Here is a 20908-nt window from a genome sequence, read left to right on the forward strand (position 1 = left end):
GTTGATTTGGTACTTCGTCGCGAATTTCAGTCGTGCGCAGTCAGTGTCGACTCCTGTACGGTCATTGGTGGGCGGTGTGGAAACTCAGCGATGCGTTCATTGTGGCTTTGCAACAGAAATTGCATTGGCGCGACGGCAAAAAGAGCAGGATAAAGTTCGCCGTATTTTTCACCGGGATCACGTCGAATGTTGTAAAAGTCCATGCCCGGCAATCCGCCATGACCTTCAGTGATGTGGATTTTGAAATCTTCGTAGCGAATCGCCCCCAGCGTTTGTCCGCTGTAGTAGGACACAAAGTTCCGCCGGCCATGGCCCTCACCGTTCAACAACAGTGATGTCTGATCAACTCCATCGGTGATCCGGTCATTCGGAATTCCATCCAAAGCTCCACCCAATCGCGCCGCTGTGGTGAAAAGGTCGGTGACATGAAGGACATCCTTCGGGTCTTGCCCCGGTTCGATCATTCCCGGCCACCACGCCATCGCGGGCACTCGAACGCCGCCCTCCAATATGTCACCCTTCGCACCTCTCAATAGAGTGTAACCAGCTGTCGGCCAAAAGGCATACATCGGACCATTGTCACTAATCCAAACCACCAAAGTGTTTTCAGCAATCCCCTCAGCTTTCAACGTATCCAGAAGCCGACCGACGTGAGTGCTGTGCATCACCATGAAAGAAGCCTGACGGTTGTTCTTGTCAACGCCTGGCGCTTTCAGAAACTCTTTCGAGGCTGAAATTTGCAGTGCGTAGGACGCCCAATAGATGTAGAAAGGGTTTTCGTCATCGGCCTTGTCGACAACGTATTGCGTTATTTGATCAATGGACTCGTTTTCAAAGGCCTCTTGTCGTTCCGGCGACAGAATACCGGCAACTCCTTCAATTGGTGTACGGCTTTCACCTTTGCGTCCGACATATCCGCCGACTGACATGTCGATCCCAGTGCGTTTGAAATAGGTCTCGTAGCCGGGAAAATCGGCAAATGGCAGTGTACCATTTTCGTCTTCAAAGGCTGCTTGCCACCAATCCGGCGCACCGTTGAACAGGCCATAGTAGGCGTAGTCATAGCCCTGATTTTCTGGCGAATGTTCGGGCAAGTCGCCCATATGCCACTTACCCCACATTGCGGTGTTATAGCCCTGTTCAGACAGTATTTCTGCAGTTGTGACCTCTTCTGGCGAAAGACCATCCGTCATTCCGGGCCAAAGCACGGACAATAGCCCGGTGCGAACAGGATGCCTGCCAGTATTGATCGCTATCCGCGTTGGTGTGCAGGATGGTTCGGCGTATGCTGACCAAAATCGCATCCCTTCAAAGGCCATTTGGTCAAGTTCGTCAGAAGGCATACCACGATGCTTACCGCCACCTTGCCAGCCCAACTCACCCCAACCGATGTCATCCGTCAGAATGTAAATAATGTTGGGTTTCTTCCCAAAGCGCTCCTCCAACGCTTCTAGTTTCGCGTTTATCTCACCATCTTCAACTGCCCAAACTTCAGCGTTGCGTTCTGCAAAGTCCAATTGTGGGGCATCAGGTTCGATTGCCAATGCAGGCATTACAGTGAAAAACATTGTGATCGTTGATGCCATTGTAACTGTCAATTTCATTGCGACCTCCCAAAGTTATTCAAAAAACACAATATAAGGTCACCTAGGGCATCAATCTGTGTCAAGTTTTGTAAAGATAATCCGTTGCCGCAAAACTCTGAACAACGGCTTTGTCCGCTTAGCGAACATCCCCTTACTACAAAAACAACGCCCCGCGTCTGGAGGAACGCGGGGCGTATGGTGCGATAATCCAGAGAGGAACGATTATCGCGGCGTTTAAGGTTGCCTTAGTTCACAGCTTTGGCGTCGACCACATCCTTTTCGATGGCATTGGCCGAAGAGATCTCGATCCGGCGCGGTTTCAAGGCCTCGGGCACTTCGCGCTTCAGGTCGATGTTCAGCATACCGTTTTCGTGGTTGGCGCCAGTGACACGCACGTGATCGGCCAGCGCAAAGCGGCGCTCGAACGCGCGGGTGGCAATGCCACGGTGCAGATAGCTGCGCTCTTTGTCTTCAGCGGCTTTCTTGCCGGCGACGATCAGGGCGTTTTCCTTTACTTCGACCGAAAGGTCATTTTCCGAAAAACCGGCGACTGCAACCGAGATGCGATAAGTGTCGGCATCGGTCTTTTCGATGTTGTAAGGCGGGTAGCTCGGCTGAGCCACATCATTGGTCAGCACGCGATCCATCATGTCGGCGATCTGGTCAAAACCAACGGTGGCACGGTGCAGGGGTGCAAAATCAAAACTACGCATTTGTCATATCCTCATATCAGAGCGATCTGTGTTCTGCCCTCCGTTCGGACGGGCATCTGGTTAAGCCGGGCCCCGTTCGTGGCGACCCGGTACAGTTCACATGGGTAGCAATTTGACCGAGTTCAACCCCCGCCCGGACTGATGAATTTCGCGCCGGAACTCGACTTTCCTGATCCGACCTGCAAACGACGGATCGTTGCCTGTGGACGTGGGGCATCCCGTCGCAAATCCGCCTTGAGATCTGCCACCACACCGGAAAGTTCCATTCCATATCCGGCCACACGATCCCCATAGGTTCCGATTGCTGAAACGACTGACAGGATCTGCCAGCGCGGGCCGTTTTTGGCCAGCAATGCCGAGCCGGACGAGCCAAAAGTGATATCGCAGTTGAAGGTGATCAACCCTTGCTGTCGGCCCAGAATACGGCAGGATCTTTCCCGCGTGATCGCCTCGGACCGGCCCCGCCCATACGAGGCAAGGCTGACCTCGGTCCCGGAAACCCGACCTTTGTGCAATGCAAACGGGTTGGCGATGGAATAGGGGATCGGCTGCTCAAGACGCATCAGCGCAACGTCGGCCCGGACTGTATCCGCTGAAAGCGGGGCGTTGCTGACATAGGCCGGATCCACGGCAATCTGTACGACCTTACGGTCCGCCAGCGCCTCACCGTGGCTTAATCCGGCGCGGAAGGTCACCTGTCCGGGCTCGTGAGGATCGCCGGAGGCCTTGTCCACCGCGCAATGCGCGGCAGTCAGCACGAGGTCCTGCGCAATCAAGGTGCCCGTGCAAAACCCCTGATTGCCGATATCCAGACGTCCGACCGCCTCCCACCCGTAAAGGTCATCGCGATCCGTCAGCTTGCGCTTGCCGGTTTGGGCGTAAGTTGAGGTTGCAAAGATCGAAAGAAACAAAAGAAAATTCAGAAGCAGGCGACTCATGGCTTTATGAACCTTGCTCCAATATTGCGGCGGGCCCCACCATTGGATGAAGACACGCCAAATCCGCGCCCGGCCGACAACTCTGCCTGCAACAGTTCGAGGGAATTTTCGACCGATGTACCGATCGCCACGCGCTGGCCGTTGAATTCGGCCTTGGCCGCGACGACCGACACGATGCGTGGCCGGTCCCCGTCAAAGGAAAAGACCGGAGCCCCTGACGACCCGAATTCGACATCACACGACAACACCAAAACGTCTGATGTGCGCGTCATGACCGAGCACACTTCTTGCAGCGAGGGGGCCTCGGCCCGGTCCTGCGCGTATGACACCACCCCAACTTCAGCCCCTCGATCCGGGCGCTCTCCGGTTTCGAACGGAATTACGCTGGTGTTGCGGATCGGCTGCCACAGTTCGATCAGCGCGATGTCATTGTACAGCCGAGAAGCCGTCGCTTCGGTGCTGAATTCATACTCGGGATGCACAACGGCCCGACGCGCAGCCCGATAAGCAGATGCGCGTCCGAGACGCCAGGCAGCCAAAAACTCAACCTCGGCCAGATCAACCCGCTGACCAGTCATTCTGTCGAACAAACAATGAGCGGCCGTTAAAACAAGCGTCGGAGAGATCAGTGTCCCAGTACAAAACCCGGCACCATCTTTGAAATCCAGGCGCCCGACCGCCATCCACGCGCGCCCGGCATCGGTGGTGTCCAGACTTTTCAACCCGGTATCCTGGGCTGCGGCGGACAACGGCATCAAAGCCAGCGCCAATGCTGTGATCCAATTTCGCAAATGGCACTCCGGCTTTGCTGTTGGCGTATTCTCCTACGCCTCCGGTGCGGCAAAAATAGGGCGATGACGCCCGCGTCCGTTTAACGTGAAGAGTGGTGCGCAGTTGCATCAGCCTTATCTATTTGAGGATCGGAACCCCGGATCCACTCCGGTCGCCCAATGCCCGCGGCACAGGCCCGCCGGTCGCCCAATCCAAAAGCTCAACGGTGTGCAACACGGGAAGGCCCGTGCCAGAGCCGATTTGCATCATGCATCCGATATTACCCGCCGCGATCATGTCCGGCTTTTTAGCTTCCAGCGTTTTGATCTTGCGTTCCTTCAACCGCCCCGAAATCTCGGGCTGCATCAGGTTGTAGGTCCCCGCGCTGCCGCAGCATAGATGACTGTCTGCAGGCTCTAACACGGTGAAACCGGCCTGTTTCAACAGAGTTTTTGGATGCGTTTTTATCTTTTGACCATGCTGGAGAGAACAGGCCGCATGATAAGCGACGGACAGGTCCTTGTTTTCGCCTTCGGGCAAATCGAGTTGCACCAGCAACTCACTAATATCCATCGCAATCGAAGACACCCGCGCTGCGTCTTCAGCTAAGGGATCGTTTCGGAACATGTGGCCATAGTCCTTGATCGTGGTCCCACAGCCCGAGGTATTGATGACAATCGCATCCAGCCCGTCGCCGTTCATTTCTGCGCTCCAGGCTCTGATATTGGCCTTTGCGGCCAGATGACTGTCATGTGTCTTCCCCATGTGATGGGTCAGCGCGCCGCAACACCCCGCCCCCTCTGCTACAACGACCTCGCATCCCAACCGGGTCAGCAAACGGATGGTTGCGTCGTTGATATCAGTGTTCAGTGCTTTTTGCGCGCAGCCAGTCATCAGTGCGACCCGTTTGCGCTGCGTTCCTTTTGCCAAGAAACTCTGCGGGTCGTCATTCAGACTGACGGGCGGAATGTGTTTAGGTGCCATGTCCAGCATGGCACGTAACCGGGCATCCGGCATCAGAAAGCGGAATGGCCGCCCCAGTTTGGCGCCGATAAGGGCCCAGCGAAACCGCGTCGGATAGGGAAGGATCTGCGCCAACACCCAGCGCAACGCACGATCCGAAAAAGAGCGTTTGTAGTTTTCTTCGATGTATTCCCGCGCGTGATCGACCAGATGCATGTAGTGCACGCCTGACGGACACGTGGTCATGCAGGCCAGGCAGGACAGGCAGCGGTCGATATGCTTGACCGTCTTTTCATCCGGCACACGCTCATTTTCCAGCATGTCCTTGATCAGGTAGATGCGCCCGCGTGGGCTATCCAACTCATCGCCCAGTACCTGATAGGTCGGGCAAGTGGCTGTGCAAAACCCGCAATGCACGCAATTGCGCAAGATTTCATTCGATCGCTGGATCGCCGGATCCTGCAGCTGCTTCTTGGTGAATGTCGTCTGCATCGGCCTACCCCATCAGTCCCGGATTGAACAAACCGCGTGGATCAAACTTATGGCGAATGCCCCTAGTTAGAGCCGAAAGACCAGGTGTTTCAGGTTGGAATCGCCCCAGGTTGGACAGTGTTTCAGGTTCGGCCCGCACGATCGTTGCGTGACCGTCAAACGCGCCCAATCGCGCCCTCAGATCAGTTCCATCCGGAACTAAGGCCCAGATCAACCCGCCACCCCAATCAAACAATGTCCGGTCCGCTTGGATCCGCCCGGCGATCTCTGGCGCGCCCGAGGGTTTCACCGAAATGCGCCAGACATCACCGCTCTCTTCGTGGAAGTTAGCTGCGTCACGCAACCCGGCCCACAATGTATCGGACTGTTCAATCCTGTTAACGTCACCGAAACCGGCCAGCGCGGATTTCAGTTTGTCAGACCGGTAAGCTACCGAACCCGCGAAACCTTCAAGGCGAAGTAGGGCGCAAGCGTTGTTCGGGTCATAAACCGCCCCGCTAACTTCAAACGGCGATTTCAAAGCAGCAGACAGTGCCGCGATTCCGGTGGTCACATCGGGTGCCTGAACGGCCAGAGTTGCTGACACTTCGGGCTTTGGAAGAACCTTTAACGACACTTCAGTCAAAACCCCCAGAGTGCCCCATGACCCCGCCATCAGTTTGACCAGATCATAGCCGGTCACGTTCTTCATGACCCGGCCACCGTTCTTGACGACTTGACCCATGCCATCGACATAGCGCACGCCCAGCAGAAAGTCGCGGCAGGCGCCTGCCTGTACGCGCCGAGGTCCCGAAACATTGCCTGCCACGACACCACCTATGGTCGGAGTACCGCTGGTCCCCACCAATCCGCGATGATCCATGGGCTCAAAGGCCAATTGCTGACCTTCTGCGTCCAATGCAGCCTCGATTTCGGCCACAGGCGTGCCAGCCTTCGCCACCAGCGTTAGTGCGCCGGGTTCATATAGGGTGATGCCTGTAAGCTCGCTGGTTTCAATCGCAACGTCCGGCCCGGCAATACCTCGTGTACCACCTCCCTTAATGCGGACCGGTTCTTTCAGTCCGGCCACCATCTCGGCCAGTTCGGCTTCTGTCTTTGGGTTCATAACATTTCTTCTTTGTTAGAGCCGACTATTCCGCAGCAATCCGTGCGGCTCGCCGAGATTCCGACGCATCCAGAGGAAAAACTTTGGCAGGATTCAGCAACCAGTTCGGATCAAACACGTCCTTTATCGCCATCTGCGCCTCAAGATCCGCAGGTGTGTATTGGTGATGCATCAGATCGCGCTTTTCGATCCCGACCCCGTGCTCGCCCGTCAGGCAACCGCCCACATCAACGCAGAGCTTCAGTATGTCCGCTCCAAACGCCTCACATTTCTCAAGATCACCGGGTTTGTTGGCATCGAACAGGATCAGCGGGTGCATATTGCCGTCGCCCGCATGGAACACGTTGCCGACCGGCAGACCGTAGTCCTGGCTCATCTCGCCGATCCGGCGCAACACTTCCGGTAGAGAAGAAACCGGGATCGTCCCGTCCAGACACATGTAATCATTCAGCTGACCCATCGCGCCGAAAGCCGACTTGCGCCCCAACCATATTTTCGCGCTCTCCTCAGCAGATTGGCTTTCCCGCAGTTCGACAGGATTGTGACGCTTGGCGATTTCGATGATCTTGGACAATTGATAGTCCATCTCGGCCTCGGACCCTTCGACCTCGACAATCAGTAAAGCGGTGCAGTCGGGGTAACCTGCATGGGCAAAGTTTTCGCAGGCCTTAATGCACAGTGTGTCCATGAATTCGATCGCGACCGGCAGGATGCCGGACTTGATAATGTCCGACACGCAGTGCCCGGCAACTTCGTTATCGTCAAAACCCATGAGTACCGGCCGAGCACCTTCGGGTTTGCGTAGAATGCGCAAGGTGGCTTCAGTCACGACGCCCAGCTGACCCTCGGACCCGCAAATAACGCCCAGCAGGTCCAGACCGCCAGAGTCCAGATGCGCACCGCCGATTTCGACCACGCTGCCATCCATCATCACCATTTTTACGCCCAGCAGGTTGTTGGTGGTTACGCCGTATTTGAGGCAATGCGCCCCGCCTGAATTCATGGCGATGTTCCCAGCAATGGCACAAGCGAGTTGCGAGGACGGGTCGGGAGCGTAAAAGAATTCGTCTTCCTCGACTGCTCCGGTCACGCTTAGATTTGTGCGGCCTGTCTGCACACGGATAAAACGGTTGTCATAATCGACCTCAAGCACTTCATTCATCCGGGCGACCCCGAGGATAACGGAGTCCGCGGTTGGCAATGCGCCGCCTGCCAGCGAAGTACCCGAGCCACGCGGGACCACCGGAACGCCTTCTTCGTTGCAGATGCGCAAAATGTCCGAGACCTCTTGCGTGGTCGCCGGCAGAACCGCCAACATCGGAGGGCACTTATACGCCGTCAACGCGTCGCATTCATACGCGCGTGTTTCTGACGGTTCGTGAATTACCGCGTCTTCGGGCAAGACCTGCAACAAACGCTGAAGAACAACGGCCTTGCGGCGCAGGACGTCAGGATTTGGCGTTGGCATTTCCATGGCTGATCCTCCATTTGGTAAAATAATATTACCAATTTCTCCATCTGGCAAGTTTCCATGTCTGGCTCTAATGTCGCCGGCATGACGTGGATTGATCGCGCACAACTATTTTCACCGCTGGACTATGCGGCCATTGCCTTGCTTTTGATCGCCTGGCTGTGGATCGGGTGGCGGATCGAAAACCCCTCACCCACCAAGCGTTCCGTGGCGATGATGATGGATGATTATCGTCGCGAATGGATGCGGGAAATGGTCACGCGGCAGCCCCGAATGTTCGATGCACAGGTGGTCGCGGCGATGCGTCAGGGCAGCACGTTCTTTGCCTCGACCACGATGATTGCCATCGGGGGCGGGTTGGCTTTACTGGGCAACACCGAACGCCTTGCCGGTGTCGCCAATGATCTGGCCATCGGCAGCGCACCGGCCATGGTTTGGGAGATCAAGATCCTGATCATCATCCTGTTTTTGGCCAATGCATTCCTGAAATACGTCTGGGCGCATCGGTTGTTTGGGTATTGCGCGGTTCTGATGGCAGCAGTACCCAATGATCCCTCGGACCCCCAAGCCTATCCACGCGCGGCACAGGCGGCCGAAATCTGCGTCACCGCAGCACGCAGCTTTAACCGTGGCTTGCGCGTGACCTATTTTGCCCTGGCATCCGTCGCCTGGATTCTGGGCCCGGCGCCCCTGATACTGGTCACGGCAATCACCTTCGGTGTTCTTTACCGGCGCGAGTTTGCGTCGCATTCCCGGCTGGTTTTGATGTCCCAACCGGGCGACACGAATTCGTGATCGCGATGTCGCCGGACACAGCCTAGGATCGCCCCATGCGGTATTTGATTCTCAGCCTTCTTCTGACCAGCCCGGCCCTTGCCGATCCTTCCGTGATTGAAAAAGTGGCGGCCAGTCAAAGTGGTGACACATGGCGTTTCGACGTGACGATCCGGCACCCAGACACCGGGTGGGATCACTATGCCGATGGCTGGCGCGTTTTAGATATGGACGGCAATGAACTGGGCATGCGCGTATTGCATCATCCGCATGAGAATGAGCAGCCGTTTACGCGCTCGTTATCCGGAGTGACGGTTCCAGATGGCGTGACACAGGTCCAGATTCAGGCGCGGTGTAGCGTCGACGGTTGGGATGACGAAACCACGCTGGTCACACTGAACTAATCAGAAAACGCCCAGCGCCAGACCGGCGCCCAACGCGGCACCGATATCGCGGCATTGAACCAGTTGATCCTGCGGAATGGTTTTTTCAGCCAGAATAGCTTCGGGCGTCTGCGCATGGGTACAAAAAATCAGCGGAGGCTGAACTTCCTTCAAACGCCAACCGGTTGCAATGCGCGCGGTTTGACGGGCTGCATTCTCACCGTCGGACCCAGCGCAGATCATCTGCGCATAGGGGCGCCCTTCAATTCGGCCCAGCACCGGGTAATAGCTGCGATCGAAGAAATCCTTCATGACACCCGAAATGGCCGCCAGATTTTCGGGTGCGCAAAAGATGTAGCCGTCGGCGCTCAGCAGGTCTTCGGGGCCAGCCTCGTCCGCGGGTTTCAAGATGGTCCCCGCTTCTTCGCGCGCGCCTTCCGCAGCGGCTTCGGCCATCTGGCGGCTGCCGCCGGTTCGCGAATGGTAGACGATCAAAAGCTGCGCCATGTCAGACCCGGTGATAAGGGCCGCCCGACAGAATGGTGGCGGCCCGGTAAAGTTGTTCAGCCAACATCACACGGACAAGCATATGGGGCCAGACCATCGATCCGAATGAGATGGAAAAATCAGCCTCAGCCCGCAAATTAGGGTCTATTCCGTCGGCTCCGCCAATGATCAGCGCCAGATCCTGCCGTCCGGCGTCACGCCAGGCACCCAGTTTCTTAGCAAAATCAGGCGAGGACATCACCCGCCCTCGTTCGTCCAACGTGCAGATCACTGCGCCTTTGGGCAGGGCCTTGCGCAGCAACGCGGCCTCGGCGCCCATGCCTGCGTTTTTCTTGTCTTCAACCTCGACCACGCGCGCAGGACCAAGGCCCAGCGCGCGGCCGGTCCGGTCAAATCGGGTCAGGTAATCGTCAAGCAGGGTCTTCTCCGGTCCGGCACGCAATCGCCCGACCGCACAAATGCTTATACGCATATTTCTCTCGCCGCCGGCCTGTTAATGCAGGCCGGGATGGCGCCTCAGTTCGCCGAGGCGCTGCCGCCCTGAGGCAGCCACATCTTTTCCAGCTGATAGAATTCACGCACTTCGGGGCGGAAGATATGAACGATCACGTCGCCCGTATCGATCAACACCCAGTCGCCGGCATCCTTGCCTTCGACCTTCGAGGTGAAACCGAATTCCTGCTTGATGCGATCCGTCAATTTTTCCGCCATGGCCGAGACCTGACGGGTCGACCGACCCGAGGCAATCACCATGTGATCCGCAACCGACGATTTGCCTTGCAGGTTGATCTGCACGACGTCTTCGGCCTTGTCATCGGAAAGTGAGGAAAGGATACGTTCAAGCAGCTTGTCGCTGATTGACTGAGAGTGGGCCATTACACCGGCCCCGTCATCGGCGGGCAAACCCGCCTGGGTATGTAGAGACAGGACATAGTCCTCCTTTGCTGCGCGCCGCCAAACCCCGGCGCAGGGGTACTAATAAGGTAACAAGGGGAATGCAACATTTCAATGAACGGGCGCTTTAGGGACCGCACAGGCGCTCACTCTTTGGCGATCTGTTGCGAGTCTGCGCCGTCCGACAGCAACCGAACCTCGCGCTGAGGGAAGGGAATCGATATCCCCTCGGCCTTGAAGGCGTCCCAGAGGGCGAGGTAAACATTGCCCCGAATGTTGGTTAGCCCCTTGGTCGGATCACTGATCCAAAACCGCAACACATAGTCCACGCTGCTGTCGCCGAACCCGGTGATATGGCAGACCGGCTCATGCGACCCCCCGCTGAGAACACGTTTCACTGTTTTGACCGACCGGATCGCCGTGGCGCGCACCTCATGCGGATCGTCGTCGTAGCTGGTGCCAAAATCGAGATCCAGACGCACATACCGGTCCGAATGCGACCAGTTCACCACCTGATTGGTAATCAGGTCTTCGTTCGGGATCAGGTATTCACGCCCATCTCGGGTGACCACTGATACATAGCGCGCGCCAAGCGCATTGATCCAACCAAAGGTATCGCCCAACGAGATCACGTCGCCCGGTTTGATCGAGCGATCCATCAGGATGATGATTCCGGAAATCAGGTTCGACACAACCTTTTGCAAGCCAAAACCGATGCCCACACCGATCGCACCTGACAACAGTGCGATGCCGGTCAGGTCGAACCCCAGGGTGCGAATAGCCACCATAAAGACAGCACCATAGAGCAGAACCTGAATGCCTTTGGCCAACAGAACCTGCATCGAGGGCGTGATGTCGTCATTCCTCTGCAATCCCCGCTCTGCCGTGCGGGTCCCGATACGGGCCAGCGTCAGCAGCACGCCGATTAGCAGTATGGCCTTTAGTATCCCCAGAGCCGAGATGTGCAGATCACCGATGGAAATTGCGACGCCGTCCAAAAACTCAGCCACGTCATCCGTCAAATTCAGCGCAACCAGCGTTGCATAGACCCACATTGCCCATTTGAAGATCCGCCGCAGCGTGCGGTTACGCACCAGTCGGGCCACCAGCGCAATCGCCAGCCACGCGGCGGCCAAGGTCGCGATCACGCCGATTATGTAACTGTGCGACGGCCAGGTCACATTCTGCATGATCAGGTACAGCGTCCAGGACAACAAAACGAAATAGACCAACGTCAGGCGCTGCATCAGCTGTACAAGAATGCGCAGCCGCCACTTTGGCCAGCCGGTCCGGGCCCGTGCCCAGGTCTCCCACCGGTGTTGCGTGACCAGTTTCAACACATATGCCAAAGCCCAGAGAACGAGGATGATTACCAACTGGTGCCGCCGCCAACCCGGAGTGACAATCAGATCGGCAAGTTTGGCGAACTGAACGGAAAACCCCGCGATCATGTTTTCATAAAGGTCCGACAGCGAACTGGGGATCAGGTCTTGGTTCATGCACGTCTCCTGACCTCAGCTTGGACAGCGATGCGGCGCGATGCAAGCCCGGTGCGGGATTGAACCTTGATTGACGGCAAACCCCGTTATATCTGGAGCGCATGAGACTCAATGTGGCCCAAGAACAGAATCTGGAAGACCGCGCGCGTCTGCGCGAACGGTTCTTTGGGGCTGCCCGCACGGTTCTGGCCCGCCTATCCGCGGCCTAAGCCACCTCGCCAGCTATTTCTCATTACATACGGGAGAGGACCGATGTCCCCCAAAACACTCTATGACAAGATCTGGGATGCCCATGTCGCGCACGAAGCCGATGATGGTACCTGCCTGCTTTATATCGACCGACATCTGGTTCACGAAGTGACCAGCCCGCAAGCCTTTGAAGGGCTGCGCATGGCCGGTCGTCCGGTGCGCGCACCGGAAAAGACCATTGCGGTACCAGACCACAACGTGCCGACAACAGCCGATCGCGTGAACGGCATCGAAAACCCCGAATCGCGCATTCAGGTCGAAGCACTGGACAAGAACGCCAAGGATTTCGGCATTCACTATTACCCGGTGAATGATGTGCGTCAGGGCATCGTGCACATCGTCGGCCCCGAACAAGGCTGGACCCTGCCCGGCATGACCGTTGTTTGCGGCGACAGCCACACCGCCACCCATGGCGCGTTTGGTGCGCTGGCCCACGGCATCGGCACGTCCGAGGTTGAGCACGTTCTGGCCACGCAAACCCTGATCCAGAAGAAGTCCAAGAACATGAAGGTGGAAATCACCGGCAAATTGCAGCCGGGTGTGACCGCCAAGGACATCACTCTTGCCGTTATCGGCGAGACCGGCACTGCTGGCGGCACCGGCTATGTCATCGAATATTGCGGTGAAGCGATCCGCGATCTGTCGATGGAAGGCCGCATGACCGTCTGCAATATGGCGATCGAAGGCGGCGCCCGCGCAGGCCTGATTGCGCCTGATGAAACCACTTTCGAATACGTCAAAGGTCGCCCACATGCCCCGAAGGGTGCCCAGTGGGAAGCTGCTCTGACGTGGTGGAAAACGCTTTTCACCGACGAAGACGCCCATTTCGACAAGGTCATCACGCTGCGCGGCGAAGACATCGCGCCGGTCGTCACATGGGGCACCAGCCCCGAGGATGTTCTGCCAATCACTGCAACCGTGCCGCAGCCCGAAGATTTCGAAGGCGGCAAGGTCGAAGCAGCGCGTCGTTCGATCGAGTACATGGGGCTGGAAGCCGGTCAAAAGCTGAGCGATGTCGAGATCGACACTGTTTTCATCGGCTCGTGCACCAACGGCCGTATCGAAGACCTGCGCGCTGCGGCTGAAATCCTGAAGGGCAAAAAGATCAAGGACGGCATGCGTGCCATGGTCGTGCCAGGTTCAGGTTTGGTCCGCGCTCAGGCCGAGGAAGAAGGTCTGGCCGAAATTTTCAAAGAAGCCGGGTTCGAATGGCGTCTGGCGGGATGCTCGATGTGTCTGGCAATGAATCCGGATCAGTTGCAGCCGGGCGAACGCTGTGCCGCGACCTCGAACCGCAACTTCGAAGGCCGTCAGGGCCGGGGCGGACGCACCCATTTGCTGAGCCCGGCGATGGCTGCCGCAGCGGCAATCACAGGACGGCTGACAGACGTCCGTGAATTGATGTAAGGTCCCCTCATATCTAGATATTTGAGGGATTGAAAACATGAGTGACTGGGTCAAATGGCTCCTGCTGGGGCTACTATCCATAGCGTTCGGTATCTTTGTACTGGGCGCGCCAGTTGTGGCGTCCGTCGCGGTGACGGTGGTAACCGGTGTGTTGCTGCTGATATCAGGCGCGCTGCAGGTTGTTGGCGGCTTTACGGTTGAAGGCACCGGCAACAAAATTCTGTCACTCATCATGGGTGCGGTGATGCTGTTTCTGGGCTGGTCCTTCCTGGACCACCCTTTGCAGGGAACCCTGACCTTGGCGACCGTGATGCTGATCCTGTTCATGGCAGGCGGCATCGCGCGGGTTATTCTGTCGTTCCAGATGAAAGGAACACAGTTTTTCTGGCCCACGATGGTCTCGGGCATCTTGTCGATCGTCCTTGCCGGTATCATCTGGACATATGTAGGAAGCGATCCTCAGGTGCTGCTCAGCATTCTGGGCATTTTCCTGGGCATTGAGATGCTGTTCAACGGGTTCGGATTGGTCTTCATGGCGTTCTTCATCAAAAACGCACCAAACGACGCAACAACTGAAGCGAAAGAAGCTTAAACGCGGGGCATGGGCGCGGCCCTCTCCCGCAGGAGTGTAGACATGGAAAAGTTCGACAAAGTCCACGGGGTGGCCGCCCCAATGCCGCTGATCAATATCGACACCGATATGATCATCCCGAAAGTGCACCTGAAAACCATCAAACGGTCCGGCCTTGGCGTCGTGCTGTTTGACGAGATGCGCTATCACGATCATGGCGGCGAGAACGAGGATTTCGTTCTAAACAAGCCCGCCTATCGCCAGACTGAGATTCTGGTTGCAGGCGACAATTTCGGCTGTGGGTCGTCGCGAGAACACGCGCCATGGGCAATCAAGGATTTCGGCATCAAGGTCGTGATCTCGACCAGCTTCGCCGACATCTTCTTCAACAACTGCTTCAAGAACGGAATCCTGCCCATCGTGGTGGAAGAGGAACATCACGCTATTCTGATGGATGACGCACATAAGGGCGAAAACGCCCGCATGACCGTGCATTTAGAAGATCAGCAAATCACCACCTCGGATGGTGTTGTGATCGAGTTCGACATCGACCCCCACCGTAAGCACTGCTTGTTGAATGGTCTGGACGATATCGGCCTGACGATGGAGAAAGATCACCACATCGACAAATTTGAGGATCACGCAAGCCAGGCTCGCCCCTGGGTCTGATTCCAAGAACGAATCTGTGGATACTCAACCTATCGGGGTCGCTTTGGCGGCCCCGTTCGCATTCTTGGGGTTATCAATCCAACAACCACAACATGTAGTGTCGGCCTTGTGATGCACGCCGAATTTGCGACGAAAATGATGCAAAGGCGCACCAGTTTCGCCATCTTTTTGCCCGAAATCACGTGTTTTCTGCAGCTTGGCTTGAGCGGAATGCCGCTTATCGTCAGTGTTGGCGATTAAAGAGGCACCCGTAGAAAATTAATTGTCGGGCACAAGTTGGGACGAAACCGTCAAAGAAGCGGTCAATCCGGTTTGAAAGGGTTTGGATAGTGATTGCGCGCACAACAGGGGCGGCGATTCGGGGAATATTGGTCGCACTTATGGTGCTGACGCCCGCGTTGTACCTGCCTGTATCGTCTACGAATGGGACCGAGATTGTCGTCTTTCTCGCCATTCTCGCGTTTTTCCTGACGTTCGCCGAATATAACTCTGCCTTTCCCAGCTTTATCGAATTCCGTGATGCACCGCCTGTGAACCGTTTGCGCTTTGTCGGGCTGATGTCGATGATCACTTTCCTGACACTCATCTGCAAGAACGCCTATACGCCGACTACTTTGACGACGACATTCTATTCCTTTGGTGTGGGTGTCGCGAATGTGGTCGACTTTCCCTATTCGCCGGTTCGACTGATCATCCTGATGCTGCCGGCGGATGCAAGTACACCATTGATCGAACTGGTTCGCATTTCCGCCAGCGTCGCATATGTCGCTGCATTGGTGACGATTGCCAGCTTTGCCTATGCGGTGAAAGTGCGCGGTTGGCCAACCGGGAACGGCGCATTCAATGTCTGGACCAATCTACCTCTGTTCGACCCGACCAAAGGCGGTGACGTGGTCACGCGACTGCAGCGCGACGGGCGTTTGAACATTTGTATCGGTATCCTGCTGCCGTTCCTGATCCCGGCGCTGATCAAACTGTTGACCGACTATGCCGAGCCGATCTCACTGAGCAATCCTCAGACACTGATCTGGACGCTCAGCGCTTGGGCTTTCCTGCCAGCCAGCATGATCATGCGTGGCATGGCAACCCTGCGTATTGCCAACCTGATCGTCGAGAAGCGGCGCGCTTATTCTACAGCCGAGTCTACGCAGACCGCATGATCCGCATCATAATCCTGCTTCTGTTGCCCGTTATGGCGCAGGCAGAGACGATCCGTATTGCCACCTACAACACAGAACTCAGCCGCGATGGACCGGGGTTGCTGCTGCGGGATATTCGCCGCGGAGATGATCAGGTTACGGCAGTCATCGGGGTTTTGGCGCAAACTCGTCCCGATATCATTGCGCTGCAGGGTATCGACTGGGATTTTGAGGGGCAGGCGCTTGCAGCCCTAGCAAGTCGGTTACGCGAAGCCGGTTTAGACTATCCCTACACGTTCGCAGATCGGCCGAATTCCGGTCTGGAAACGAATCTGGATATGGACGGAGACGGCCGCACCAGTGGCCCCGGCGACGCACAGGGCTGGGGGCGGTTCACCGGTCAGGGTGGCCTGGCTGTAATGTCCCGTTATCCTATCGCTTTGGATCAGGTTCAGGACCTTTCTGATTTGTTATGGCGGGACCTTCCCGGCGCTGAACTGCCCCACCGCGGCACGGCGCCCTTCCCATCAGAACAGGCCCAAAACGTTCAGCGACTGTCTTCGGTAGCTCATTGGGTTGTGCCTATCGAAACTCCCGGGGGGCCGCTGGATTTGATGACCTTTCATGCCTCACCCCCCGTGTTTGACGGGCCCGAGGATCGCAACGGTCTGCGAAACCGGGATGAGATTCGCCTCTGGTCTGCAGTGTTGGACGGGGATGTCGGGCGCGCACCCAGTGGCCCGTTTGTCATCGCCGGGGATGTCAATCTGGACCCAGAACGGGGCGATGGGCGAAAAGAAGCGATCCGAAACCTTTTGAATGACCCGCGCGTTCAGGACCCTTCGCCTGAAAGTCCCTCAGGTGAGTTGACGACCGTGGTCTGGAAGGCGGTTGGCGCGATGCGGGTTGATTATGTCCTGCCGTCCAAGCATTGGCAGGTGGCAGATTCAGGTGTGCACTGGCCTGCCGCAGGCACCAATGAACGCAAAACTGCGGAAACTGCCAGTCGTCACCGGCTGATCTGGGTCGACCTGAAATTACCGCGCTGATACGGCCGCTTGCGCCTTGTTCTGGCCTGACAAACAGGCCCGGCGCAATTTTCAGACGCTAACGGAAACAAACCTGTATTTTCCTTGCCCTCAGGCGAGATCGTCTCATTGACCCGATGCCGCGCAGACGCTAGGGCCTGTGCTGTAAAACGCAAGGAGATCCTTCATGTCCAACCCCTCGCTCCTCATCCTGCCCGGAGACGGAATTGGCCCCGAAGTCATGGCCGAAGTGCGCAGAGTCATCGACTGGTTCGGTGCCAATCGTGGCCTAGAATTCGACGTGAGCGAGGATCTGGTCGGCGGTGCAGCCTACGACGCCCATGGAAAGCCACTATCGGACGAAACCATGGCCAAGGCGCAAGAGGTTGACGCGGTTCTTCTGGGTGCCGTTGGCGGCCCGAAATACGACGATCTGGATTTCAGCCTCAAGCCCGAGCGTGGCCTGCTGCGCCTGCGTAAAGAAATGGACCTGTATTCCAACCTGCGTCCGGCGCAGTGCTTTGACGCACTGGCTGATTTCTCGTCGCTGAAGAAAGACATCGTTGCCGGCCTCGACATCATGATCGTGCGCGAGCTGACCTCGGGCGTCTATTTCGGAGAGCCGCGGGGCATTTTTGAGGAAGGCAATGAGCGTGTTGGCATCAACACCCAGCGCTATACTGAATCCGAGATCGAACGCGCCGCGCGCTCGGCCTTTGAACTGGCGATGCGCCGGGGCAAGAAGGTCTGCTCGATGGAGAAGGCCAATGTCATGGAATCCGGCATCCTGTGGCGCGAGGTCGTGGAACGTGTGGCCAAGGAATACCCAGAGGTAGAGCTGAGCCATATGTATGCCGACAATGGTGCGATGCAGTTGGTGCGTGCGCCCAAACAGTTCGACGTCATCCTGACAGACAACCTGTTCGGCGACATCCTGTCGGATTGCGCCGCGATGCTAACCGGCTCGTTGGGTATGCTGCCTTCGGCCAGCTTGGGTGCTCCGATGGCGAACGGCCGTCCCAAGGCGATGTATGAACCCGTCCATGGCTCTGCTCCGGATATCACCGGTCAGGGAAAAGCTAACCCAATCGCCTGTATCCTCAGCTTCGCCATGGCGCTGCGCTACAGCTTTGATCAGCTTGAGGAAGCAGATCGTCTTGAAGCTGCGATCGAGAAAGTGCTGGCCGACGGTGTTCGCACAGGCGACCTGTTGGCAGATGAAGGCGTCACGCCGGTTTCGACCACGGAGATGGGTGATGCGATTTTGGCCGCCCTTGACGACAGCCTCTGATCAGACGCTCATTCAATTCAAAAGGCGGTGCCAGCGCACCGCCTTTTTTAGTTTCCACCGAAAATGTTGTTCAGCAGGTTGTTGATGGCCCGGTCCAACCCGGTTTGGTTCTTACGGCGCTGTTGCTGAGGTTGCGCTGTTCTGACCGGTGGGTCCGGGGCCAGCATCGGCAACGGCGTCGGTGTCATGCCTTCGGTGACGCGCAGCATGGTTTCTTTCCAGATTTCAGCCGGCAACCCGCCTCCAGTCACACCGGATAATGGGGTGTTGTCGTCATACCCCATCCAGATGCCCGTCACGTAGTCTGCCGTAAAACCGATGAACCAGGCATCGCGGGCGGCCTGGGTCGTCCCCGTCTTTCCCGCGACCTGCCATCCGGGCAACTGAGCGCGCGCACCAGTGCCTTCGGACACGACACGCTCCATCATCCACGTCAGTTGCTTGGCGGCTTTGTCGTTGATGACCCGCTCACCAATGCCTGTTGTCGTAACCATGACCGGGGTTTGATCGCCCAACAGCTTCAATTCGGTCAGCCCATAGGGTTCCACCGCCGAGCCGCCATTCAGGATACCCGCATAGGCCCCCGTCATCTCGATCAGCGTGCTTTCCGACGCGCCCAGCGCCAATGCGGGGCCCTGCGCCAGATCGCTATCGATGCCAAACTCGCTGGCCACGGTGCGAACATTGTCCAACCCAGCAATCTCAGCCACTTTCACCGCTGGGATGTTCAGCGAGTTCTTTAAGGCGTCCGCCAGCGTGACGCGCCCATAGAACTTGTTAGTGTAGTTCTTGGGGCACCACTGACCGGACCCCGGAATATTCACGCAGTAGGGTTCATCTACGACCGTATCCAGTGGCGAATAGCCAAGCTCCAGCGCAGTGGCATAAACAAAGGGTTTGAATGATGATCCCGTTTGCCGCAGCGCCTGCGTGGCCCGGTTGAAGGCACCGGACACGCGTGTTTTTCGCCCACCGACCATTCCACGCACGGCCCCATCCGCTGACATCACCACGATCGCGGCCTGAGCCTTGGAACCTTCGCGGACTTTCTCCTGAAAGATGAACTGCAACGCCTCTTCGGCTGATTTCTGGATACGCTGATCCAGCGTGGTGCGGATCACCACGTCTTCGGTTGTGTTTCGTGTAAAGAACTCGGGTCCGCTGGCCATTACCCAGTCAGCGAAGTAACCGCCAGCGCGTGCGGCTGCCGCTTCGGACAATTGCGCGGGATTGTTGCGTGCGCTGCTGGCTTGCGCCGCGGTCAGGTATCCCTGCGCCTCCATCAGGCCAACCACCAACTGCGCCCGGTCCTGTGAGCGTTTCAAGTTGTTCGTCGGGGCATAGCGCGTCGGCGCAACCAACAAACCAGCCAACATCGCGGCCTGTGACGGGCTGACCTCAGCCGCCGATATCCCGAAATAGCGCTGGCTTGCGGCCTCGAAACCACGCGCACCCGCACCGAGGAAGGCCCGGTTCAGGTAGATGGTCAGGATCTCATCCTTGGAGTATTTGACCTCCATCGCCATCGCATAGACCGCTTCCTTAGCCTTGCGCCACAACGAGCCCTGGCGGCAATCCGCCTCATACGCCGCCTCGGACTCCCATTCACTGGGTTCATAAGGAACGCCAAGGCACAAAAGCTTTGCGGTTTGCTGCGTGATGGTCGAACCGCCATGCCCGGACAGCGGCCCGCGTCCTTCGCTCAGGTTGATGCGTACGGCGCTCGCGACGCCGCGCGGACTGACGCCGAAATGGCGATAGAATCGTTTGTCCTCGGTCGCGACGACCGCGTTCTTCAGATGGGGCGATACGGTATCGGCCGTGATGACACCACCGAACTGATCACCGCGCCAGGCGAAGACCTTGCCATCCCGATCCAACAGGGTCACCGACCCGCGCGCACGGCCGTCCAGCAAGGCATCGACATCTGGCAAAGAGGAGTAGACAACACCGACCGCCAAAGCCAACAGCATGGCGGCCACCGCGCCCACCCGCCAGGTCACGCCCCAAATCAGTCGCCACAACCAACGGAAAAGACGCCGAAAGAATCCTCCGCCGCCACCGGACGATTTACGGTTTTTTTTCCGGGCGGTTTTGCGAGTCGACGTCTTGCGCGCCGTCGCCTTCTTGCCAGCGGGCTTTGTCGTCCGCTGTGTGGTCGCGGGTTTGCGCCCTTTGGAAGGGTATCTTTTGTCCGCAACAAGCGATGTCTTGCGGCGCTTGGACTCAGTCATGCTCAAACTCTGCCCGGTTATCGTTTTGAGGCACCATACCCTGCCATAGACATGAAGTAGAGGTATGAAATTCCCCTATGCCGCCTCCATAACCTGCCTAGAAATCGGGCAGAAGCGCTTTTTTGTGCAAAAATTGTGCACCTGACCCAAATTTCCCCTGCGTTCGGCCGCCCATACCGTTTCTTACGGCGGTCAGTCACGCTCTTTTTCTGCAGGTGCAAACA

General features: G+C 57.3%; 21 protein-coding genes. 9 read left to right on the top strand and 12 right to left on the bottom strand.

Annotated features, from left to right (window positions below):
* Nucleotides 1-26: 26 nt before the first annotated feature.
* The 7 genes from GOW92_RS22285 to GOW92_RS22315 all read right to left on the bottom strand — a co-directional run bounded on the left by GOW92_RS22285 (nt 27) and on the right by GOW92_RS22315 (nt 8042).
* Nucleotides 27-1604: a sulfatase-like hydrolase/transferase gene (locus GOW92_RS22285; RefSeq protein WP_170565176.1), complete on the bottom strand. Its 1578-nt coding sequence runs from the start codon at nt 1602-1604 to the stop codon at nt 27-29.
* Between the two features lie 227 nt (nt 1605-1831).
* Nucleotides 1832-2299: an Hsp20 family protein gene (locus GOW92_RS22290; protein ID WP_170565179.1), complete on the bottom strand. Its 468-nt coding sequence runs from the start codon at nt 2297-2299 to the stop codon at nt 1832-1834.
* A 122-nt stretch (nt 2300-2421) separates the two neighbouring features.
* Nucleotides 2422-3237 (bottom strand): trypsin-like serine peptidase, encoded by an 816-nt coding sequence (locus tag GOW92_RS22295; protein WP_170565182.1) that lies wholly within the window; start codon nt 3235-3237, stop codon nt 2422-2424.
* A complete protein-coding gene (locus tag GOW92_RS22300) occupies nt 3234-4028 on the bottom strand; it encodes a trypsin-like serine peptidase (protein WP_254453112.1) in 795 nt (264 codons plus the stop codon). Before GOW92_RS22300 ends, GOW92_RS22295 begins: the two co-directional genes overlap by 4 nt.
* 118 nt (nt 4029-4146) lie before the next feature.
* Nucleotides 4147-5463, bottom strand: a complete 1317-nt coding sequence (glcF, locus tag GOW92_RS22305; RefSeq protein WP_170565185.1) for a glycolate oxidase subunit GlcF — start codon at nt 5461-5463, stop codon at nt 4147-4149.
* 4 nt (nt 5464-5467) lie between these two features.
* Nucleotides 5468-6568 carry an FAD-binding protein gene (locus tag GOW92_RS22310; RefSeq protein ID WP_170565188.1) on the bottom strand — a complete coding sequence of 367 codons (1101 nt, stop codon included), beginning with the start codon at nt 6566-6568 and terminating at the stop codon, nt 5468-5470.
* A gap of 25 nt (nt 6569-6593) precedes the next feature.
* A complete protein-coding gene (locus tag GOW92_RS22315) occupies nt 6594-8042 on the bottom strand; it encodes an FAD-linked oxidase C-terminal domain-containing protein (protein WP_170565191.1) in 1449 nt (482 codons plus the stop codon).
* Between the two features lie 81 nt (nt 8043-8123).
* Between GOW92_RS22315 and GOW92_RS22320 the strand changes: the two genes are divergently transcribed.
* The gene (locus GOW92_RS22320; RefSeq protein WP_170565298.1) at nt 8124-8834 is read left to right on the top strand and encodes a DUF599 domain-containing protein; all 711 of its coding nucleotides are present in this window, start codon (nt 8124-8126) and stop codon (nt 8832-8834) included.
* Between the two features lie 35 nt (nt 8835-8869).
* A complete protein-coding gene (locus tag GOW92_RS22325) occupies nt 8870-9217 on the top strand; it encodes a hypothetical protein (RefSeq protein WP_170565194.1) in 348 nt (115 codons plus the stop codon).
* On the opposite strand, the gene GOW92_RS22330 is transcribed toward GOW92_RS22325, so the two are convergent.
* From GOW92_RS22330 to GOW92_RS22345, 4 genes are all read right to left on the bottom strand, one after another.
* Entirely contained in the window at nt 9218-9703 is a 486-nt protein-coding gene (locus GOW92_RS22330; protein ID WP_170565196.1) for a flavodoxin family protein, read from the bottom strand.
* A gap of 1 nt (nt 9704) precedes the next feature.
* Nucleotides 9705-10175, bottom strand: coding sequence for a 23S rRNA (pseudouridine(1915)-N(3))-methyltransferase RlmH (gene rlmH / locus GOW92_RS22335; protein ID WP_170565199.1), 471 nt, complete (start codon nt 10173-10175; stop codon nt 9705-9707).
* A 44-nt stretch (nt 10176-10219) separates the two neighbouring features.
* The gene (gene rsfS, locus GOW92_RS22340; protein WP_058276550.1) at nt 10220-10579 is read right to left on the bottom strand and encodes a ribosome silencing factor; all 360 of its coding nucleotides are present in this window, start codon (nt 10577-10579) and stop codon (nt 10220-10222) included.
* 164 nt (nt 10580-10743) lie between these two features.
* Entirely contained in the window at nt 10744-12096 is a 1353-nt protein-coding gene (locus tag GOW92_RS22345) for a mechanosensitive ion channel family protein (RefSeq protein ID WP_170565202.1), read from the bottom strand.
* 101 nt (nt 12097-12197) lie between these two features.
* Here GOW92_RS22345 and GOW92_RS22350 point away from each other — a divergent pair, with 101 nt between their 5' ends.
* The 7 genes from GOW92_RS22350 to leuB all read left to right on the top strand — a co-directional run bounded on the left by GOW92_RS22350 (nt 12198) and on the right by leuB (nt 18450).
* Nucleotides 12198-12305: an isopropylmalate isomerase gene (locus GOW92_RS22350; protein ID WP_082025160.1), complete on the top strand. Its 108-nt coding sequence runs from the start codon at nt 12198-12200 to the stop codon at nt 12303-12305.
* Between the two features lie 43 nt (nt 12306-12348).
* Nucleotides 12349-13752 carry a 3-isopropylmalate dehydratase large subunit gene (gene leuC / locus GOW92_RS22355; RefSeq protein ID WP_170565206.1) on the top strand — a complete coding sequence of 468 codons (1404 nt, stop codon included), beginning with the start codon at nt 12349-12351 and terminating at the stop codon, nt 13750-13752.
* A 37-nt stretch (nt 13753-13789) separates the two neighbouring features.
* Nucleotides 13790-14344 carry an HdeD family acid-resistance protein gene (locus tag GOW92_RS22360; protein ID WP_170565209.1) on the top strand — a complete coding sequence of 185 codons (555 nt, stop codon included), beginning with the start codon at nt 13790-13792 and terminating at the stop codon, nt 14342-14344.
* 42 nt (nt 14345-14386) lie between these two features.
* Entirely contained in the window at nt 14387-14992 is a 606-nt protein-coding gene (leuD, locus tag GOW92_RS22365) for a 3-isopropylmalate dehydratase small subunit (protein WP_170565212.1), read from the top strand.
* 329 nt (nt 14993-15321) lie between these two features.
* Nucleotides 15322-16152, top strand: a complete 831-nt coding sequence (locus tag GOW92_RS22370; RefSeq protein ID WP_170565215.1) for a hypothetical protein — start codon at nt 15322-15324, stop codon at nt 16150-16152.
* On the top strand, nt 16149-17180 hold the full coding sequence (locus GOW92_RS22375; protein WP_170565218.1) for an endonuclease/exonuclease/phosphatase family protein: 1032 nt from the start codon (nt 16149-16151) through the stop codon (nt 17178-17180). Before GOW92_RS22370 ends, GOW92_RS22375 begins: the two co-directional genes overlap by 4 nt.
* A 166-nt stretch (nt 17181-17346) precedes the next feature.
* Entirely contained in the window at nt 17347-18450 is a 1104-nt protein-coding gene (gene leuB / locus GOW92_RS22380) for a 3-isopropylmalate dehydrogenase (RefSeq protein ID WP_170565220.1), read from the top strand.
* Between the two features lie 47 nt (nt 18451-18497).
* Here the strand turns inward: leuB and GOW92_RS22385 are convergent, their stop codons facing one another.
* Nucleotides 18498-20684, bottom strand: a complete 2187-nt coding sequence (locus GOW92_RS22385) for a transglycosylase domain-containing protein (RefSeq protein WP_170565223.1) — start codon at nt 20682-20684, stop codon at nt 18498-18500.
* Nucleotides 20685-20908 lie beyond the last annotated feature (224 nt).

The organism is Ruegeria atlantica (assembly GCF_013032505.1).
GTDB lineage: Bacteria > Pseudomonadota > Alphaproteobacteria > Rhodobacterales > Rhodobacteraceae > Ruegeria > Ruegeria atlantica_F.

Excerpts from the sequence above, each read along its gene's own strand:
- GOW92_RS22285 (WP_170565176.1), bottom strand. The coding sequence starts at position 1,604 with ATGAAATTGACAGTTACAATGGCATCAACGATCACAATGTTTTTCACT.
- GOW92_RS22290 (WP_170565179.1), bottom strand. The coding sequence starts at position 2,299 with ATGCGTAGTTTTGATTTTGCACCCCTGCACCGTGCCACCGTTGGTTTT.
- GOW92_RS22295 (WP_170565182.1), bottom strand. The coding sequence starts at position 3,237 with ATGAGTCGCCTGCTTCTGAATTTTCTTTTGTTTCTTTCGATCTTTGCA.
- glcF (WP_170565185.1), bottom strand. The coding sequence starts at position 5,463 with ATGCAGACGACATTCACCAAGAAGCAGCTGCAGGATCCGGCGATCCAG.
- GOW92_RS22310 (WP_170565188.1), bottom strand. The coding sequence starts at position 6,568 with ATGAACCCAAAGACAGAAGCCGAACTGGCCGAGATGGTGGCCGGACTG.
- GOW92_RS22315 (WP_170565191.1), bottom strand. The coding sequence starts at position 8,042 with ATGGAAATGCCAACGCCAAATCCTGACGTCCTGCGCCGCAAGGCCGTT.
- GOW92_RS22320 (WP_170565298.1), top strand. The coding sequence starts at position 8,124 with ATGACGTGGATTGATCGCGCACAACTATTTTCACCGCTGGACTATGCG.
- GOW92_RS22325 (WP_170565194.1), top strand. The coding sequence starts at position 8,870 with ATGCGGTATTTGATTCTCAGCCTTCTTCTGACCAGCCCGGCCCTTGCC.
- GOW92_RS22330 (WP_170565196.1), bottom strand. The coding sequence starts at position 9,703 with ATGGCGCAGCTTTTGATCGTCTACCATTCGCGAACCGGCGGCAGCCGC.
- rlmH (WP_170565199.1), bottom strand. The coding sequence starts at position 10,175 with ATGCGTATAAGCATTTGTGCGGTCGGGCGATTGCGTGCCGGACCGGAG.
- rsfS (WP_058276550.1), bottom strand. The coding sequence starts at position 10,579 with ATGGCCCACTCTCAGTCAATCAGCGACAAGCTGCTTGAACGTATCCTT.
- GOW92_RS22345 (WP_170565202.1), bottom strand. The coding sequence starts at position 12,096 with ATGAACCAAGACCTGATCCCCAGTTCGCTGTCGGACCTTTATGAAAAC.
- GOW92_RS22350 (WP_082025160.1), top strand. The coding sequence starts at position 12,198 with ATGAGACTCAATGTGGCCCAAGAACAGAATCTGGAAGACCGCGCGCGT.
- leuC (WP_170565206.1), top strand. The coding sequence starts at position 12,349 with ATGTCCCCCAAAACACTCTATGACAAGATCTGGGATGCCCATGTCGCG.
- GOW92_RS22360 (WP_170565209.1), top strand. The coding sequence starts at position 13,790 with ATGAGTGACTGGGTCAAATGGCTCCTGCTGGGGCTACTATCCATAGCG.
- leuD (WP_170565212.1), top strand. The coding sequence starts at position 14,387 with ATGGAAAAGTTCGACAAAGTCCACGGGGTGGCCGCCCCAATGCCGCTG.
- GOW92_RS22375 (WP_170565218.1), top strand. The coding sequence starts at position 16,149 with ATGATCCGCATCATAATCCTGCTTCTGTTGCCCGTTATGGCGCAGGCA.
- leuB (WP_170565220.1), top strand. The coding sequence starts at position 17,347 with ATGTCCAACCCCTCGCTCCTCATCCTGCCCGGAGACGGAATTGGCCCC.
- GOW92_RS22385 (WP_170565223.1), bottom strand. The coding sequence starts at position 20,684 with ATGACTGAGTCCAAGCGCCGCAAGACATCGCTTGTTGCGGACAAAAGA.